The 17,951-nt window shown below is 34.9% G+C and carries 12 protein-coding genes; 10 read left to right on the top strand and 2 right to left on the bottom strand.

The window, feature by feature from the left end; all coding sequences use genetic code 11:
• Positions 1–53: 53 nt before the first annotated feature.
• Together tyrS and C7H19_RS01545 are read left to right on the top strand one after the other, a co-directional pair.
• Complete coding sequence (tyrS, locus tag C7H19_RS01550; protein ID WP_106455121.1) at positions 54–1,265, top strand: tyrosine--tRNA ligase; 1,212 nt, start codon at positions 54–56, stop codon at positions 1,263–1,265.
• Between the two features lie 365 nt (positions 1,266–1,630).
• Positions 1,631–2,581 carry a calcium-binding protein gene (locus C7H19_RS01545; RefSeq protein WP_106455120.1) on the top strand — a complete coding sequence of 317 codons (951 nt, stop codon included), beginning with the start codon at positions 1,631–1,633 and terminating at the stop codon, positions 2,579–2,581.
• On the opposite strand, the gene C7H19_RS01540 is transcribed toward C7H19_RS01545, so the two are convergent.
• Complete coding sequence (locus C7H19_RS01540) at positions 2,571–3,545, bottom strand: XdhC family protein (RefSeq protein WP_106455119.1); 975 nt, start codon at positions 3,543–3,545, stop codon at positions 2,571–2,573. The two genes, C7H19_RS01545 and C7H19_RS01540, sit on opposite strands and share 11 nt — an antisense overlap.
• Positions 3,546–3,942: 397 nt before the next feature.
• On the opposite strand from C7H19_RS01540, the gene C7H19_RS01535 reads away from it, so the two are divergent.
• The 7 genes from C7H19_RS01535 (at position 3,943) to C7H19_RS01505 (ending at position 14,841) form a co-directional block, all read left to right on the top strand.
• Positions 3,943–4,806 (top strand): tetratricopeptide repeat protein, encoded by an 864-nt coding sequence (locus tag C7H19_RS01535; RefSeq protein WP_181280500.1) that lies wholly within the window; start codon positions 3,943–3,945, stop codon positions 4,804–4,806.
• Positions 4,807–4,939: 133 nt separating this feature from the next.
• Positions 4,940–8,818 (top strand): tetratricopeptide repeat protein, encoded by a 3,879-nt coding sequence (locus tag C7H19_RS01530; protein WP_106455117.1) that lies wholly within the window; start codon positions 4,940–4,942, stop codon positions 8,816–8,818.
• Positions 8,819–8,865: 47 nt separating this feature from the next.
• The gene (locus tag C7H19_RS01525; RefSeq protein WP_106455116.1) at positions 8,866–9,558 is read left to right on the top strand and encodes a sulfotransferase family 2 domain-containing protein; all 693 of its coding nucleotides are present in this window, start codon (positions 8,866–8,868) and stop codon (positions 9,556–9,558) included.
• A 16-nt stretch (positions 9,559–9,574) separates the two neighbouring features.
• Positions 9,575–10,210 carry a sulfotransferase family 2 domain-containing protein gene (locus C7H19_RS01520; RefSeq protein ID WP_106455115.1) on the top strand — a complete coding sequence of 212 codons (636 nt, stop codon included), beginning with the start codon at positions 9,575–9,577 and terminating at the stop codon, positions 10,208–10,210.
• A gap of 32 nt (positions 10,211–10,242) precedes the next feature.
• The gene (locus tag C7H19_RS01515) at positions 10,243–10,977 is read left to right on the top strand and encodes a sulfotransferase domain-containing protein (protein ID WP_106455114.1); all 735 of its coding nucleotides are present in this window, start codon (positions 10,243–10,245) and stop codon (positions 10,975–10,977) included.
• A gap of 397 nt (positions 10,978–11,374) precedes the next feature.
• Positions 11,375–12,424, top strand: coding sequence for a sulfotransferase domain-containing protein (locus C7H19_RS01510; RefSeq protein WP_106455113.1), 1,050 nt, complete (start codon positions 11,375–11,377; stop codon positions 12,422–12,424).
• Complete coding sequence (locus C7H19_RS01505) at positions 12,418–14,841, top strand: glycosyltransferase 61 family protein (protein ID WP_106455112.1); 2,424 nt, start codon at positions 12,418–12,420, stop codon at positions 14,839–14,841. Before C7H19_RS01510 ends, C7H19_RS01505 begins: the two co-directional genes overlap by 7 nt.
• Here C7H19_RS01505 and C7H19_RS01500 read toward each other — a convergent pair.
• The gene (locus tag C7H19_RS01500; protein WP_245927208.1) at positions 14,751–15,806 is read right to left on the bottom strand and encodes a glycosyltransferase; all 1,056 of its coding nucleotides are present in this window, start codon (positions 15,804–15,806) and stop codon (positions 14,751–14,753) included. The genes C7H19_RS01505 and C7H19_RS01500 overlap by 91 nt on opposite strands.
• 645 nt (positions 15,807–16,451) lie before the next feature.
• Between C7H19_RS01500 and C7H19_RS01495 the strand changes: the two genes are divergently transcribed.
• Positions 16,452–17,933, top strand: a complete 1,482-nt coding sequence (locus C7H19_RS01495) for a beta-barrel domain-containing protein (protein WP_106455110.1) — start codon at positions 16,452–16,454, stop codon at positions 17,931–17,933.
• The last annotated feature ends 18 nt before the right edge of the window (positions 17,934–17,951 follow it).

Genomic DNA, 17,951 nt, shown 5'->3' with positions numbered 1-17,951 from the left:
AATTAGGAATCGATGGCCTATAATGGATAGTCTGACTATTTTTAGACACAGCAATGACATCATCTTCACCCGACTGGTTAATGCGTGGAACCAGTGAAATTTTTCCTTTCTCTACTGACTCAGAAAACGAGTCGGAAAACTTAGTTAAATTATTACAGAAATGCGAGCGCCCGTTACGGATTAAATTAGGGATCGATCCGACAGGAAGTGAAATACATTTAGGTCATAGTATCCCATTTCGGAAACTGCGAGATTTTCAGGATGCAGGACATACAGCGATCGTCATTATTGGTGATTTTACCGCACAAATTGGCGATCCGACAGGTAAATCGGAAGTTCGTAAACAACTAACAACGGAACAAGTTAGAGAAAATGCTAGTGAATATTTAGCTCAACTTCGTCCTATTCTAGATTTTGATACACCAGACAGACTCGAAATTCGCTACAATTCCGAATGGTTAAGCACCTTAGATTTAAGTAAAATTCTAACCCTACTCTCTACGATGACGGTTGGACAAATGTTAGCAAAAGAAGGTTTTTCCGAACGCTTCGACAAAGAAAGTCCGATCTTTTTACATGAATTTCTCTATCCTTTAATGCAGGGTTATGATTCCGTCGCGGTTGATGCTGATGTAGAATTGGGCGGTACGGATCAAAAATTTAATATTGCTGTAGGACGAGATTTACAACGCTATTTCGGCAAAAAACCGCAATTTGGTTTATTATTACCGATTCTCATTGGTACGGACGGCACACAAAAAATGTCGAAATCTCTCAATAATTATGTCGGTTTGCGAGAAGATGCTTTATCGATGTATTCCAAGTTAGAAAAAGTTCCTGATGCTTTGTTAAAGAATTATTTCGAGCTATTGACAAAATTACCACTTGATACAATACCAGAAAATCCGAGAGAAGCACAAAAATTATTAGCCCTAGAAGTCGTTTCACAATTTCACGGAAAAGAAGGAGCGAAAATTGCTCAAGAAACAGCCTTAAATCTCGTTAAAAAAGGAGATGCGGCGGCGGCTCAATCGGTTCCCGAATACGACTTATCTGGAGTAGAATTTCCCGCGAAACTCTTTTATATACTAGGATCTAGCGGTTTATGTAAAAGCAGTGGTGAAGGGAGAAGACAAATACTTGGGGGTGCAGTAAGATTAGATGGCGATCGTATTTCCGATGTTGATCTGACATTCGACACACCCGAACAACTGACAGGAAAAGTGTTACAAGTGGGAAAAACTAAATTTGCTCGTTTAGTTTAGAAATTTTGCCAATTCTCCTCAAAAAAACTGCATAAGCTTTCAGAGTCGAACCCACAGCAATTAATTTAGGATTTTATTTGCTCTAAATGCCAATAATTTCTTATTTCTGTTGTATTCTTAAAAAACTTTTTGAACTTTTGTAACTTAAATTTTTGTAATCTTCCAAGCTAAAATTTTGGCGATTATTTACTAATAAATCCTGAGCTTGTCGTCAAAATCTGCATGATTTCTTGATGTTTATCCTCCTTTTAAATATATTTTAACTACATAGCTCTTTTTTAAACACAATTCTTAAACTTCTTACAAATGATTTAGAACTACCATAGTCAGTAACTGTAGCAAAAAATACTAAATAGGAGCTTATCATGGCTACAACTACGATAGGAACTAATGGTAACGATATTCTATTAGGCGACATAGAATCCGATCTACTTGATTCTATTACTGGAGGAAATGGCAACGATATTCTTCTTGGTTTGACGAGCAATGATACTTTAAAAGGGGAAGCGGGAGACGATTTTTTAGATGGAGGAACAGGTACAGACTCTTTAGAGGGTGGTACAGGTAATGATACTTTTGTCATCGATAGCACAACCGATGTAGTCGTTGAATTGTCAGGAGGTGGAACAGATACAGTAATTTCTTCTGTTAGTATTACTAGCTTGGCTGCCAACGTTGAAAACCTAAGATTAGCTAATCCTGCACTGGATGGAACAGGAAATACTCTGGCGAATACCATCACAGGAAACAAGCTAAACAATACTTTAAATGGCGGTGCTGGGAATGATACCCTTTATGGCAAAGGTGGCAATGATACCTTAAAAGGTGGACTTGCTGCTTTTTCAGGCTTTTTACTTATCCCTGGTGGCAATGATCTTTTAGAAGGCGGTAATGGAAATGATTCTCTAGAGGGACAGTCCGATAATGATACATTAATTGGTGGTTCGGGCAATGATACTCTAGTCGGTGGTGCTGGAGCAGATATACTAACCGATGGAGGTGGAATAGATATCTATAAGTATGTCAACACCAATGAAAGCCGACCAGGACTTCTAAGAGATACCGCAACTGACTATACATCAGGAGTAGACAAAATTGACTTGAGTGCGATCGATGCTAATCTTGATGTAGCTGGAAATCAAGCGTTTACATTTATTGGCGGTGATCCCTTTAGTGGTACCCTCGGTGAAGTTCGCTTTGATGCTGTCAATAACCTGATTCAAGTCGATCTTCAAGGTGATAATAATATTACAGCAGACATGGAAATTAAGCTTACTGGCGTTGTAGAGATTGCCGTAACTGACTTCATCCTTTAATCAGTTTTGAAAGGGGCTTACCTGTACCACCGCGACGCACTAAAATCAGTTCTGCACTGATACTGACTGCAATTTCTTCGGGGGTTAAAGCCCCAATATCTAAGCCAATAGGCGCGTAAATCGAAGATAGTCGATCGCTGTGATGGGTAAGCGATTGATATACTTGTATTACTCTTTTTTGACTACCAATCATCCCGATATACTGACAAGGTAATGATCTGGCTAAAAGTGCCTCTAATGCCTCTAAATCGTATTTGTAGCCCCGTGTGACTAGGGCGACGTACATCTGTTCATACTGGGCTAATTGTTCTAAAGTGGTTGAAATCGGTTGATTAAAAATATGGCTTGCTTGGGGATAGCGTTGAGAATTAGCCCAAAAAGTGCGATCGTCTTGTATCATGATTTGAAAACCGATTAAATGAGCAATGATCGCTAACTGTTCTCCGATATGTCCTGCACCTACAATAAGTAAAGTCGGTGAAGGTTGTAAGGTTTCAATAAAAGCGTTATTTGGTTGAGGAGTTAGAACGGGATCTACATTATTTATATATATATATGGTGATTGTTCAGATAAAAACGGAGTGACGACAGTAACACTTTGACCTGAATTGAGTTTACTCAAAATCTCATCTACTAAATTTATCGCGTTTTCACCCCTCCAACGTTCTAACCAGACTTGCATGATCCCCCCACAAACCCCTTGAGTCTCGCGCTGCGGAGAACCTGTCAGATCAATCTCTACGAATTGTTTTTCACCAGTTTCTAATACCCTCATCCCTTGACGAATCACTTTTGCTTCACCTGCACCCCCACCGATGGTATTAAAAAAGGTGCCATCGGGAAAGATAATCATTTTTGCCCCAATTTCTCGCGGAACAGATCCTCTACTATTAACTACAGTCGCTAATACCACCATGCCAGATTGTATGGCTTGTCTGAGTTGTTGATAAAAATAATTTATCATAGTTAGTTCATTTGACTTTCGTGGTTTGCTGCTGTATTCTTTGTTTATCTTATATGTAATGTCACAAACGTTCATTAATTGCTATCTAGAGCAAGAAATTATCACATAAAGCATCATGGAGGACTCAAGACAACTCAATTAGCCATTTTTCTTGAACAAACCTTAACTAAAAATCTTATGCTTAAGAGCTTTACAGATATTATCTTTTAATTTATAATTTACCGGAGTGTTGGAATAACACCCTAAACTAATCTAATCTAACAATTGTTCAGCAATTAGTAAGCTAAAACTTTTTGTTATTTAAGTTACAGAAAAATTGAAAATTAGCAAAAATTTTAGCCTAATTACTTGCTCATTGAAGAGATTCACCTTACCGTTTTGAGTAGGAAAAATGATAATGGAAACTAAAGAAAAGAAAAAGAAAAGTAAGGAAAATAAAAAGGCAAAAGCAAAAGAACTGTATGCAAAAGGCCAAGAAATGCAAAAAGAGGGAAAACTAGAAGAAGCGATCGCCTCTTATGAACAAGCAGCACGTTTAGCCCCTAAATATAGCTCTCCTTATTTGAAACTTGGTCAAATTTATAGATCTCAAAAAAACTGGGAAAAAGCCGCTCAAAGCTATCAAACAGCCATTGCCATAAAAGATAATAATCCGATCGCTTATGCGGGATTAGGCAAAGTTCAAAAACAGCTAAAACAAATGCCCGGTGCAATTGCCGCTTATCAAAAAGCCCTAACACTTAAAGACAATTGGTCAGCTAAAACCTATAAAGAAATAGCAGATACTTTATCAATTAATGAATCTACTTTAGATGAAGCTCTGATGGCTTATAAAAAAGCTGCTGAACTAAAATCTGACTGGACTGACAAATTTTATTACAAGTATGGTCGCAGCTTACAGAAAAAAGAACACTGGAACGAGGCAGTTGCTTGTTATCAAAAAGCGATTGAAACAAATCCGAATCTAAAAGATATTTATAGATTTTTAGGAGATGCTCAAATCAAACAAGGAGATACAGGGGGAGCAATTAGTAGCTATCAAAAAGCAATTGAAATGAATCCTCAAGAGTTTCGGACTTATAAATCTTTAGGCGAGGCCTTCCACAAAAACGGGCAACTTGATGTAGCGATGAACTGTTATCAAAAAGTGCTTGAATTAAAACCAGATGCGAACAATATTTATCGTTCAATTGGCGATATATTGCTTGAACAGGGACGTAATGAAGATGCTCTAAAATGCTACAAAAGAGCTAATGCCTAAATTCAGGAAAGCAATAGTTTTGAAAAAATGGGATAATATTGAGTTAATTCTGAAAAACCAAATTTATATTTAGCCAATCAATCGACTGAGTAAACAATCTGAGTTTAATAGAGCGATTGTCAGCTACAGTCAAATGCTTGAACATAACCACCAATCCCAAAACTCAAACCTAAAGTACATTGAATCCCTTAAACAGCAAGGCCGTTGGAAAGAGGCGGCCTTGTATGCCTACCAGACGATAATCATCAAGTCCACTAAGTTAGAAAGTAATTTAGAATTATCTAATACTTCTCTAAATTTTTCTTTATATTATGATTCGAGTGACATTCAAAAATCCAAGTTACCTTTGCTTGAAATGACTATTTTAAATTCTAGTAATGAGTTTGATGACCAACAAGAACACTCCCTCGTCCGTAGCCCACAAAACGAGCAAGTAGTAGAATTATCAACAATTCCTAGTAGTCATGGAACAACACAGATAGAAATAGCATTGGTTTATTTGCAACAAGCTCAATTTTATTATGAGCAACAAAGTTGGGAACAATCGCTGATAGCTTGCGAGAGAGTTTTACAGCTTATTCCAGACATGGCAGAAGCTTACAAAATTTTGGGCAATGTCATGCAAAAAGTGGAACGCTACGCCGAGTCAATGGGATATTATGCAAAAGCACTCGAAATTCAGCCCAACTTTGCCGAAGTATATGCTAATCTAGGTAGCCTTTTTGCACGGCGACAAAACTGGCAGCAAGCCATTATTTACTATCAAAAAGCAATTAATCTAAATCCGAACTCAGCCCCATTTTTACTCAATTTAGCGAAAGCATGGGCGAAAATAGGACGTAATCAAGAATCACTAATCTGTCGTTATCAAGCCTTACAACTTGATCCAGAAAAAGCAGATGCTAAACAATATTTTAAACTCGGTAATCAATTATCTGAGCTTCAACTAAACCAAGAAGCGAGTTTTTGCTATAAATATGCTATCAATCTAGAACCAGATTTCATTCGGGCTTATCAAAAATTAGCCGAAATTTTAAGCGAACAAGGTAAAAATCAAGAAGCGGCCGAAACTTATGCACAGCTTGGTGATTTATCGGCCAAACGCCAAGAATGGCAGGTATCCCTCAGTTACTATTTCAAAGCCCTGAAACTCGATCCCCAGTCAAGTAGTTTATACCGTAACTTGGCGCAAGTATTAGAGCAAACTGGAGATTTAGAACAGGCGACAGAAGCTTTGTATCAGGCTTTAACCTTAGAAAGTCATCTATCTCAACCCGATGAATATCTAAAACTTGGTAGTATTTTCATCAAAGCAAAAAAATTCTCCAAAGCAGCAACTTGTTACCGTCAAGTGATACGTCTGACTCCAGATCGCATGGAAGCTTATCACTATTTAGGAGAAATTTTTGCTAAACAAGGAAAACAAAAAGAGTCAATCGCTATCTATCGCCAAGCTATCAAGCAAAATCCCCAAGATGCTGAATCTTATTTTCGTCTGGGAGAAACCTTAGCAGCGAGTGAAGAATGGGAAAAAGCGATCGTCTGCTATCAAAAAGCAGTCATGTTTCAACCTAGCTATTGGTTAGCGCATCATCATTTAGGAGATGCTTTGACAAGAATGAGTCAGTGGGAAAAAGCGATTATTGCTTATCGAAAAGCAATTGAAGTCAATGCCGCCTTTTTCTGGACTCAAAATAATTTAGGAGATGCGTTAAGTAAACTACAACGGTGGGAAGAAGCGGTTAAAGCCTATTACAGTGCGGTTGAACTAAAATCGGATCACTCTTGGAGCTACTACAATTTAGGAGATGCGTTAAGTAAGCTACAACGGTGGGAAGAAGCGGTTAAAGCCTATCAATATGCCATTGAACTTAAGCCCGATCATAGCTGGAGCTATTACAACTTAGGAGAGGCTTTAATGAAGCTGCAACGAGGTGATGAGGCAATTCAAGCCTACAATCGCTCCGTTGAATTAAGTCCTGATTCATCGATCGCTTACCACAAACTGGCTGAAACATTAGAACAAAAAGGACGTTTATATTTAGAAGAAGCGCGGCGCAAATACCAAGATGTCGCTCAACAATCTCCTTATGATCTCAATGCTTATTATAAGTTTTTAGAAATCGAACCCCTCAAACCTGAAATTTATTTAAAATTAGGTAATGCTCTAGCCAGTCAGAATCGATTGAATGCAGCTATTTTTTACTATCAGATCGGACTAAAAATGCTGCCCAATATGTTGGAGCTTCCAACTCAATTGGAAAAAATTCTAGAACAAGCTATGCCCGATAGTGGAATGAATATCTTACTTAACTTAATTGATGTATTCCAGAAAAAGCTAGATGCTCCAGAAATTCAGTCACGAGTAAGAGATATTTTGATCGATGCTAATCTTCTTAAAGATGCGATGATTTTTAATAAGAAAGCTCAGGAATTTCAAATAATATACGCTGAATTGTATTTTCAACTAGGAAATTGTTTAGCAAAACAACATCTTTTTGAAGAAGCCATTATCCCATACAGACGGGCCATAAAATTGTATTCAGAAAAAGGATGGTATCATAAGTGTTTGGCCGATTTGCTAACCATACGTTGCGAATTTGACGAAGCGATTCCCGCCTATGAAAAAGCACTCAAAATTGAGCCAGATAATCAAGAATTTCAGCAAAGCTACAACGATGCAAAATTACGTCAAAGACAGTGGAACAAAGTTTTAAGTTACTGCAAAAATCCTCATAAGAATCAATCTATCAAGCCATTACAAAAAGACAAGGAAAAACCCTTAAATATCTTAATTTTAACTTCATATCCGCCTTATCCTCCTAACTCTGGAGGTTCAATTAGAATGTATGAAAAAATTAAGTATTTATCAAAACGTCATAATGTTGTTGTTGTGTCATTTATTTTTAATGATCAAGAATATGAAATAGAAGAACCATTAAAAGAATACTGTGATGAAGTTTTTCTAGTCAAAATGGGTGCCCCTTTAAACCCTCGACAAGAAGCCGATCAATATATTAAAATTCATTGGTGGACAACTCAGCAAATGTGGAGAACACTTAATGAATTAAGAGTCATAGACTTTGATATAGTATCTTTTGAATTTATATTTATGGCTCCTTATCAATCTTTATTCAGTCATTGCTTTACCGTTTTAGAAGAGCATAATATTGAATCAGAACTTTTATTACAATGTCAGACTAATACTAGCCAAGATGATATTGATAAAGCGGCTGAAAAAGTCTCTGGTGCAAAACCTTTTCAAAATGCCGATCGAGAAGGAATTTTATTACAAAACTATGAAAATAAAGTTTGGCCACTTTTCAGTCTTAGAACCGTTGTTAGTGAAGTAGATCAGCAAAAATTAGAAAGTCGTTACCCAACTGGAAAAACACTCGTTATTGGGAACGGGGTTGATACTCAATACAATGCTTTACTCGAAACTAACTTGGCTAGTAAAAAAATCCTCTATGTAGGACATATGTCCTACTTTCCAAACATTGATGCAGTTATGTATCTTGCTGATCAAATTATGCCGCTTTTGTGGGCAAAAGATCCAGAAATTAAACTATGTATAACTGGCTATGAACCTGCACCCCAAGTTCTTGAACTAGCTACGAACAACCCTCAAATAGAAGTAATTCCTAATCCAAAAAATATTAGTGATGTAGCTAAAGACTGTTCATTAATTGCTGTGTCATTAAGATTAGGTAGTGGAACACGTCTAAAAATTCTTCAAGCGATGTCGATGGGTTTACCAGTTATATCGACAAGTATTGGTGCTGAAGGATTATTGGCGATTGATGGTAAGAATATTTTAATTCGAGATGAACCCGAAGCATTTGCCGAAGCAGTTCTAACCGTATTAAATGATTCTGATCTAAAAAATCAACTTCGATTTAATGGTCGTCAGTTGGTTGAAGAAACTTATGATTGGCAAATTATTTGGTCTCAGTACGAAAAAGAGGTATTATACTATATGAAAGAATACTCAACCAAACTCAAAAGGTAGCTTTCTTGAAATTCAAAAACCAATTTATCACTTGACATTTGACATCCATGATTATTTCTCATAAATATAAATTCATTTTTATTCATATACATAAATGTGCGGGAACCAGTGTAACCCAAGCTTTAGATCCTCATTTGGGGGAAAATGACATCGTTTTAGGAGGAACAAAGGAAGGAGAAAAACTGTCAGAAGAATATCTCAAAACTAAAGGTTTATTTAAGCATTCTAAAGCAAGCGATGCGAAAATAATTTTAGGAGATGAAATTTGGAATAATTACTTTAAATTTGCCATTATCCGAAATCCTTGGGACAGACTGGTATCTAAATATCATTGGTGGCTTACAACATCGTGGGATGATCAATGGCAAACAGGCACTAAAATTAGAGGATTAAATAACTTTTCTGAATATATTTTTTCAGATTTAGATTCAGATAAAAAAGAATCATTACTTGATTTTGTTATGGATGATAATCAAAAAATTATTGTAGATTATTTGGGAAAATTTGAAAGAATTCACCGCGATTTTGCCTACATTTGTGGTAGAATTGGGTTGCCAAATATAGAACTTCCTCATACAAATCGTTCAAAGCATAATGAATACTTAGAATATTATCAAGATCCCGAACTGATTCAGTTAGTAAATCAATGGTTTGATTTAGAAATCAATAATTTTCAATATGATCTGAACTCTTTAAAAAAAGAGATGGATTTTGCTAAACAAACAGTCAACATAGTTTAGAGTAATTGTAAAAAACATGATCATTTCTCATAAATATAAATTTATTTTCATTCATGTTAACAAATGTGGTGGCTCAAGTATTACTGACGCTTTGATCCCCCAATTGGGTGAAAAAGACATTGTGCTGGGGGTGACTCCAGAAGGAGAAAAATTATCAGAACAGTGGCGTAAGACAAATGGCTTACATAAACACGTAAAAGCAGCGATCGCTAAAGAAGTTTTAGGGGAAGAAATTTGGAACAACTATTTTAAATTTTCCTTTGTCAGAAACCCTTGGGATTTGCTAGTATCTACCTATCATTGGTGGTTGAGTACAAAATGGGATGATGATAAACAAACAGGGCAACAAATCCGCTCTATGAAAAACTTTGAGGAATATGTTTTATCTCCTTATTGTCGAAAAGGTAATAGCTTAAAATTTTTGTGTGATGAAAATGAAAATATTTTGGTTGATTTTATTGGAAAACAAGAGACTCTAGAAAGAGATTTTGCTTATGTCTGTGGGCGAGTTGGTTTACCCAATATAGACTTACCTCGAAAAAATATTTCTAAACATGAGCATTACACATCTTATTACAACGATGAAACCAAACTAATCGTTAAACGTAAATTTAATAAAGATATTAAAACGTTTAATTATTCTTTTAAATAGATAGAATTAGTTAATAATCTAAAAGGAGAAAAATGATCGAATCTAAATTTTTTGTTCTTAAGTTAGCCAGATCAGGGTCTACCATGTTTGGCAAAGTTCTAAATTCTCACCCTGAAGTGTTGTGTAAAAATGAGTTTTTGAACCATATTAAAGATCAATCTACAGCAGAGAAAATACAATATTTTAAAGAGTTTTTTAATAAAGGCTTACCCAAAAAAGTAAAAGATGAAAAAGATCTTCAAAAAGTTAAAGTTTTAGGATCAACAATTGAGCCATTCAAATATAATCTTGAAGTAGATGATTTTTTAAAAGAAGTAGATATTAGTGAATATAAAGTAATTCTTTTGCTGAGAAAGAATCCTTTATTGCAAGCTCGCTCTTTATACGTGGTTAAAGAATTAATAGTTAACACTCGTGAAAAAAATCGATATCAACCCGATAAAGATGATAAAGAAAAGCTGCGTCCCATAGATTTTGATTTTGATAAATTAGAAGAATTAACAAAAAGATTTGAGCAAAAATCTCAAAGACTTCATAAATTTGCTAAAAAACTAACTAAGAATAATTTTTTGCAGATTAATTATGAAGAATTAATTGAAGAGCGTTATAAATATTTTAATCAAGTATTTGATTATCTTGGAGCTTCCCAACTTCCAGAAGATTTTGATTATAGTGGTGGAAGTGAAAAAATGCTGGATGATTGGGGTAGTATTTGTGCAAATTTTGAGGAAATTAATAACTATCCCTATCTTAAACAGTTTGTTTAAACTTCCTTGTCATCAGCTTATAGCTGGTAAAATTTTTGAACAAGGCAATTGGGATTACTAAATATAAAACTAAGCTCGTCAGAAAATATCTAAGCAGGAGCCTTACATAATTTACTACAATATTGAATCAAGGCAAATTCTTAAAAAGATATTTTTCAGCGAGCTTCAAATTTTTAATGATTATTTAGAGTTTAAAAAGTAATTTATGCGCTCTAAATTTCTTGTTTTGAACCGTTTAAATATAAACTTAAAGTTCGCTATATTAAAGAATTAATTGAATATCGTCACAAATATTTTAATTTAGTATTCGATTATATTGGAGCAATCACGCGGTGCAAATTTTGACAAAATTTATAAATACCTCTATCTTAAACAGTTTCTTTAAACTAACTTGACTATGAGTGAATTAATTATTTCAAGTGATTCTCAAGGAATCTTTATTAGTAGATCTGGTAACACTCCCCTTTATCTAAAAGATAAAAATGGATATTTAACACAAGAGCGTGTAAAAGAAGTTCAACATTTTTTAGCTGTTAAAGCTTCGGAACAAGGATACGAAGTGCTTTGTTTACTGAAAAACAACAATTATGTTAAATTAATTATAGATGCTTCGGGACAAAAAAAAGCTCGTCAACTATTGAATACACATTCCATTAACGATTTAGCCAATGAGTTTCAAATTGACCTTGATTTTTTATCTTTGCTCATTCCTAAAAAATCCTTTGATGTCAAACCAGAGCGTTTAATTGTTCATTGCTCTTATCATCAAGTAGCTACGAATTTTTTTGCTAACATATTACGAGGTATTGCTAAAGAGTTTGGTTGGAAATTTCAAAGCTGTAATCAAGATGAATTAAACCCAGATACCAAAATTTTTATGCAACAACATAGTCAGGTTAATTTAACAGAGCTTCCGCCTTTTGTCGGTTCTCATATCATTCGTGATCCTCGATATATGGTTATTTCTGGCTATTTTTATCATCTCTGGACATCGGAAAAGTGGTGTCACAAAAAACAAAAAAAGTATGATGGCAAAAGCTATCAAGAAGTCTTAAACTCGGTTTCTCAAGACGAAGGTATTAAGTTAGAAATGGAGCGAATTAAAAAAACTTTTCAAGAGCTAATTAACTGGGATTACAATAATCCAAATTTTATTGAGATTCGATTAGAAGATTTGGTTAAAGATGAACAAGGTGTTTTTAAGCAAATTTTCTTAAAATATGGTTTTAAGCCTGATGAAATTGAACAAGCATTAAAAATTGTCGATGAATTAAGCATTAAAAAAAATTTAGAACAGCAAGGAGAAGAAAACAAAAACAATTATTTTGATCAGGGTATTTCTGGTGATTGGAAAAACTACTTTACTAACCACCACAAAGCAGTTTTTAAACAAGAATACCCTAAACTATTACAAAAACTAGGTTATGAGCAGGATGACAATTGGTAGACATTGAACGTTACAGAAAAGGATTAGCCGAATGCTTCCAATTAGATGAGCTATCTTATCAATTGGGGTTATTATTGGAACAACTAGGATACTGGGAGGAAGCAACTCACAGCTATCAAGATGCCATAACTCAAAACCAACAGCACGTAGAAGCTCATCTTAGCTTAGGGATGCTTTGGGAACTCAAGGGAAGCCCAAAAATTGCAATTGCTATTTATCGGCAAGCCATTAATAATAAAATTAAAGATGCGAGAATTTATAATAACTTAGGTTATGTTTTAGCTAAACAAAAAGCTTTTATTGAAGCGATTTTAATCTATCAACAAGCCTTAGAAATAGGTTCGGATTCAGCAGTTATCTACAATAACTTGGGTCGAACTTTTTTAGAGTCCGAGCAAATCGAGCAAGCATTTACAGCTTTTGAGCAAGCAATAAATTTAGACCCCCATCTGGCTTCGGCTCATTATAATTTAGGCTATTTATGGAAACAACGAGGCGATGATTATTCTGCCGCTACTCATTTTCAAAAAGTAATTGAGCTTGAGCCAAATAATTTAAGAGCTTACGGTCATTACAGCAATATATTAATAAATCAGGGTAAACTCAGACAAGCTATAGATTGCCTTCGCCAAGCTATTATTCAACAACCAACATGGATTGATAATTACTGTCAGCGTACCCATCAATTGCATGAAGATAATTTATTAGATAAAGCTCAATTAACTTGTATTGACTTCTTACAAAATTTACGACAATCGTCCGATATTTCGCTCAATCTCAACAAATTGGAACAAACTTATCGCGCTTTTGGCGATGTATTTAGTGCGGTGTACGAAGATAAACGCGCTGAATCCTATTATCAAAAAGCAATTCAAGCACAACCTCAAAATATCGATTTATACTGGCATTTAGGAAATACTTTAATCAAACAGCAACGAACGGAAGCAGCGATCGCTATTTATCAACTGGGTTTAACACTTGATAAAACTCATGCCCACATTAATTTTAGTTTAGGAAATTTGTTAGCTTCTCAACAACGTTTTGCAGAAGCATTACACTATTATGAGCAAGTTTTACAATCGAATAAAGAATTTACTGTTCCTTTACTTCCCTCTCCTTTTATCAATCAACCTCTGCAACTGCCTCAAGGAATTTTTGAATTTACACAAAATTGGATTTCTCGAACTAAGATAGCTGACTGTCATTATCAAATAATTGATCACTCTTGTGAGACATCTATAAAAACTGTTGAAGAAACTCCCTCTGCTTTATCTCCTCAAGTTTCGCCCCCTTCCTGTCAAGGGATTAATTGTAACTCTTGTATGACAGATCTTTGTCATCAGTTTGAACCTATTGCAATTGCTAGTGGCGTATATCAGGTTATTAAACCCGCTTCCATGCCACTGAGTTATCCTTCTACATTTGTTGTTTCCATGCCAGAAGGTCGCCTGTGGACAACCCCAAAAAAAAGTTCTTGGATGCCTTGTAAAGCCATTGCTGTAATCACACCTGATAACTATTTACTTAGTGATCTCTCCCGCGATTATCCTTGGTATTTACCTGGCTGTCAAAAACATGATCCCGCAATTCATGGTATGTTTAGAAGAAACGTTTTACCCCCTTTAAAATCAATCCAAGGAACAGTAGTCGCTTTAACGGGCTTGTCAGGTCATATGTACTATCACTGGATGATGGACATCTTACCAAGGCTGAATATTTTACAGCGTAGTAATTGGGCCGACGAGCCTGTAGATTGGTATTTAATTAATACTATCGAACAAGACTTCCAACGAGAAACTTTAACAAAATTGGGCATTAAGAGTGAACAACTCTTAAGTAGTGATCAATATCCTTATATTCAAGCCACTAAATTAATTATTCCATCTTTTCCAGGACATCCCCACTGGGCAACGCCAGAAAGTATTAATTTTTTAAGAAATCATTTTTTTAACTCATCTAACACCACATCTTTGACATCTCCAAAAAGGCTATATATCAGTCGCTCTAATGCAAATCATCGACAGATAATCAATGAAATAGAAGTTAAACAGCTTTTAGAATCTATGGGATTTTTGACTGTTTTTCCTGAACAATATTCCCTCGCCGAACAAGTCAATATGTTTCAAAATGCAGAAATAATTGTTGCACCTCATGGCGGCGGATTAACTAACTTAATATTTTGTCGTCCTGGAACTAAAATTATCGAATTTTTCTCACCGAATTATATAAGAACTGACTACTGGGTGATCTCTGTGGAGCTAGAACTACAACATTATTATATTAAAGGCAAAAATTTTGATTGTACACCTCTACGCAAGCTAATGTATCAATCTTCTTTAACGGAAGATATTTGGTTAGATATCAAGTTGCTAAAACTAGCATTAGAAGTTGTACTCAATGATTCAGTTTCTATATAAGCAATCAGCCATTTAGTTAAATCTTGCCATTCAGGTAAAGAGGTAAAACAATAAGCATCAAAAGTCTCTCCCAAATTAGAAGAATATTTACTAAAACTTTCTATCCAGTTAATAATGCTATCTGTTGGCAGGTAAGGTTTACTCAACCAAGCTTTTTTTAAATATTCAGCCATCAGTGCAGGATGACCCGTAGAATAAAGATACCAAGCAATCCAGACAAAAGTTCCATATCGAACTCGTTTTTCGATGAAACGAATTGATATTGGTAAATCAGGTTGAGAAAAAAAATGCTCTATAACATTTGTTAAGGAGCGAGCTTGCGGTAATCCTTGATTTGTCGAACTCTGTTCGTGCTGACGATAGCAAACCGTAATTTTTCGTAGCCAATTCGCTTGACATCCTTTGAGAGCTAATCTAAGAATTAGTTCAGTATCTTCTGCTGGCGGAAACCGAGAATCAAAACCACCAACTTTGACAAGCCATTCTCGGCGAAACATCATGGCACTTGGTAATACAGGTTTCCAAATTAGCCAACTTTCCAAATCTAGATTAGGAACATTTTGCCAAGGACATACATCTACGATTGGGTTTCCTTGAGAATTGACGCGACACCAACCACTATGTACAATTCCTAGTTCAGGTTGAGCTTTAAAAACAGCTAGTTGTGCAGCTAATTTATCTGGAAGAAAATAATCATCGGCATCTAAAAAAGCAATAAATTCACCCCGCGATAGTTCTATTCCTTTATTTCGAGCCGCCGATACTCCTTGATTATCTTGATAAACATAATGAATTTGGTTATTATAGGATTGCAAAACATCTCGTGTTTGATCTGTAGACCCATCATCAATGATGATAATTTCATAGCTACAGTTTTGTTGAATCCTTACACTATCAATGGCTTGAACGATGTAACGCTCGCCATTATAACTAGGAATAATTACACTAATTTCGGGACTAGACACAGTTTTTAAACTCAACAATTTATTGTTAAATAATATACCAAAAGTTTTTGAGATCCATCAATTAACATAGCTTGTATATTAATTGTTTTTATCGCTCAATTTTTTCTTAAAATGAATTTTAAAAATTTGTTTTAAGAAAAAAGCATTTAAGATTAGACCAACTAAGTCAGTTATGGATTTTTTGGCCTTTTTCCTAAAAACCACGTAAAACATAGCATAAAAAACTCGATATAGCAACAATTTTTGTAATTTTTATCAATAATTTTCCATTGGTCTTAGAAATTGTCCCATTTTTTCAAGAGAGCGAATATAATATCAAAGTAAACATTTGAAGCAAAAAATTGTTAAGTTGTTGAATTTGTTGCTTAAGCCGCTAATGTTTTTTAATTTAGCCTAATCTCAGTAGATTTAGCTTATGTTGTATGTACTGTACATCAATGTGTTGTGTATCAATGTATTGTGTAAAATTTAGTTAACAAAAGTTTGAAAGGGCGGTGTTTAAATCAAAAATAGGCTTAGATTTACTCTGTAAGAAAGTTGAAACCTCATCCACTGAGCAAAAATCGACAAGCAGAGCAATCCGCAAAACATTAAAATATTTTTTAGATCTAGAGAAATGTAACGGTTTTTAAATGGAGTTATTAGATGAGTGCTTTTAATAAACCACAATTTAAGCAAACAGTTTTATTAAATCAATCTTCAAAGTGGTCTAGAGCGACCATTTGGCTTATTCTTGGATTGTTGGCAAGTTTTGTCGGCTGGGCTTATGTTTCTAATCTAGAGCAAGTAATTTCGGCTGATGGGCAGCTTAAGCCTCAGAACAAAGTTAGAGAAGTTAGTGTACCAGTAAATGGAACCCAAGCAGTAGTTACAAAAGTTTTAGTTAAAGAAGGGCAACCTGTAAAAGCAGGTGATTTACTATTAGTTTTGGATTCTACTTCATCGAAAGCTGAGTTTAAATCACTTCAAAATGTGCGCCAATCTCTGCTTCAAGAAAATAAGTTCTACATGAATTTGATGACTCCTTCTCTGAAAAATTCCTCTTTAGAAATCGATGGAAATTCTGGTAATATCCCAATAGAGATTGCATCTTTGGCAAGAAATAGAGATGAATTGCTCGCTGAAAATGAATTATTGCAAGCCCAATTAGGGAATCGCACTAAAAATCAAAAATTAACACCTCAACAGTTATATACACTGCAAGCTGTCCAAACTGAGTTAGAAACTCGTGAAGCGGCGGCTCGCTTAAAAGTTTCTCAGTTACAAAAACAATTTAGTAGTAATCAAGTGCAGATTAAAGAAGCTCGAATGCAAGCTCAAGGTACACAACAAATTTTAGATGAAATTAGACCTTTAGTTGAAGAAGGAGGTTTTTCACGCCTACAATATTTTGAAAAAGAACAACAGTTAGAGTCACAAAAAACGAAGATTGAACAATTACAAGAAGAACAAAAGCGTATCGATTATGGAATTGAACAAGCTAGAGAGGAGCTAAAGAATACCACTGCATTAACGCGCAAAAATATTTTGCAAAAAATAACAGAAAATCAACAAGCGATCGCTAATTTTGATAGCGAAATTAATCGAAGAATTGTTGAGAACAAAAAGAAAATAGCCGAACTTGATAGCCAAACTGATAGAATTAAGCAAACTTTACAATATCAAGAAGTCCGCGCCCCAATTTCGGGGACAATTTTTGAGATGAATGCAGTTCCAGGATTTATACCTAATCTTGGTCCTAGTGCAGCAATTCTAAAAATTGTTCCTCAAGATTATCTAATTGCTGAAGCCTATGTTACTAATAAAGATATTGGATTTCTCCGAAAAGGAATGAATTGTAAGGTTAGAATATATTCTTTTCCTTATACAGAATTTGGCGAAATTACTGGCAAATTAGAGTTTATTGGTTCTGATGCTTTACCTCCAGATAATGAATATAAATTCTATCGATTTCCAATTAAAGTTAAATTAGCTCAACAATTTTTGGCTGTCGATAATAAAAAGCTTAAATTACAGTCAGGAATGGGAATCACCATCAAAATTCAAGTCCGAGAACAACGAACGGTCTTTAGTTTAATTACCGAACAGTTAACTCGACAAATAGAAAGTATAGAACAAATTAAATAGAAATTTGTTACTTAAACT

It is taken from the genome of Aphanothece hegewaldii CCALA 016 (assembly GCF_003007785.1).
Classification (GTDB): domain Bacteria; phylum Cyanobacteriota; class Cyanobacteriia; order Cyanobacteriales; family Microcystaceae; genus Chroococcus; species Chroococcus hegewaldii.
Note: the sequence above shows the minus strand (reverse complement) of the source record. Positions and strands in the feature narration are given on the sequence as shown.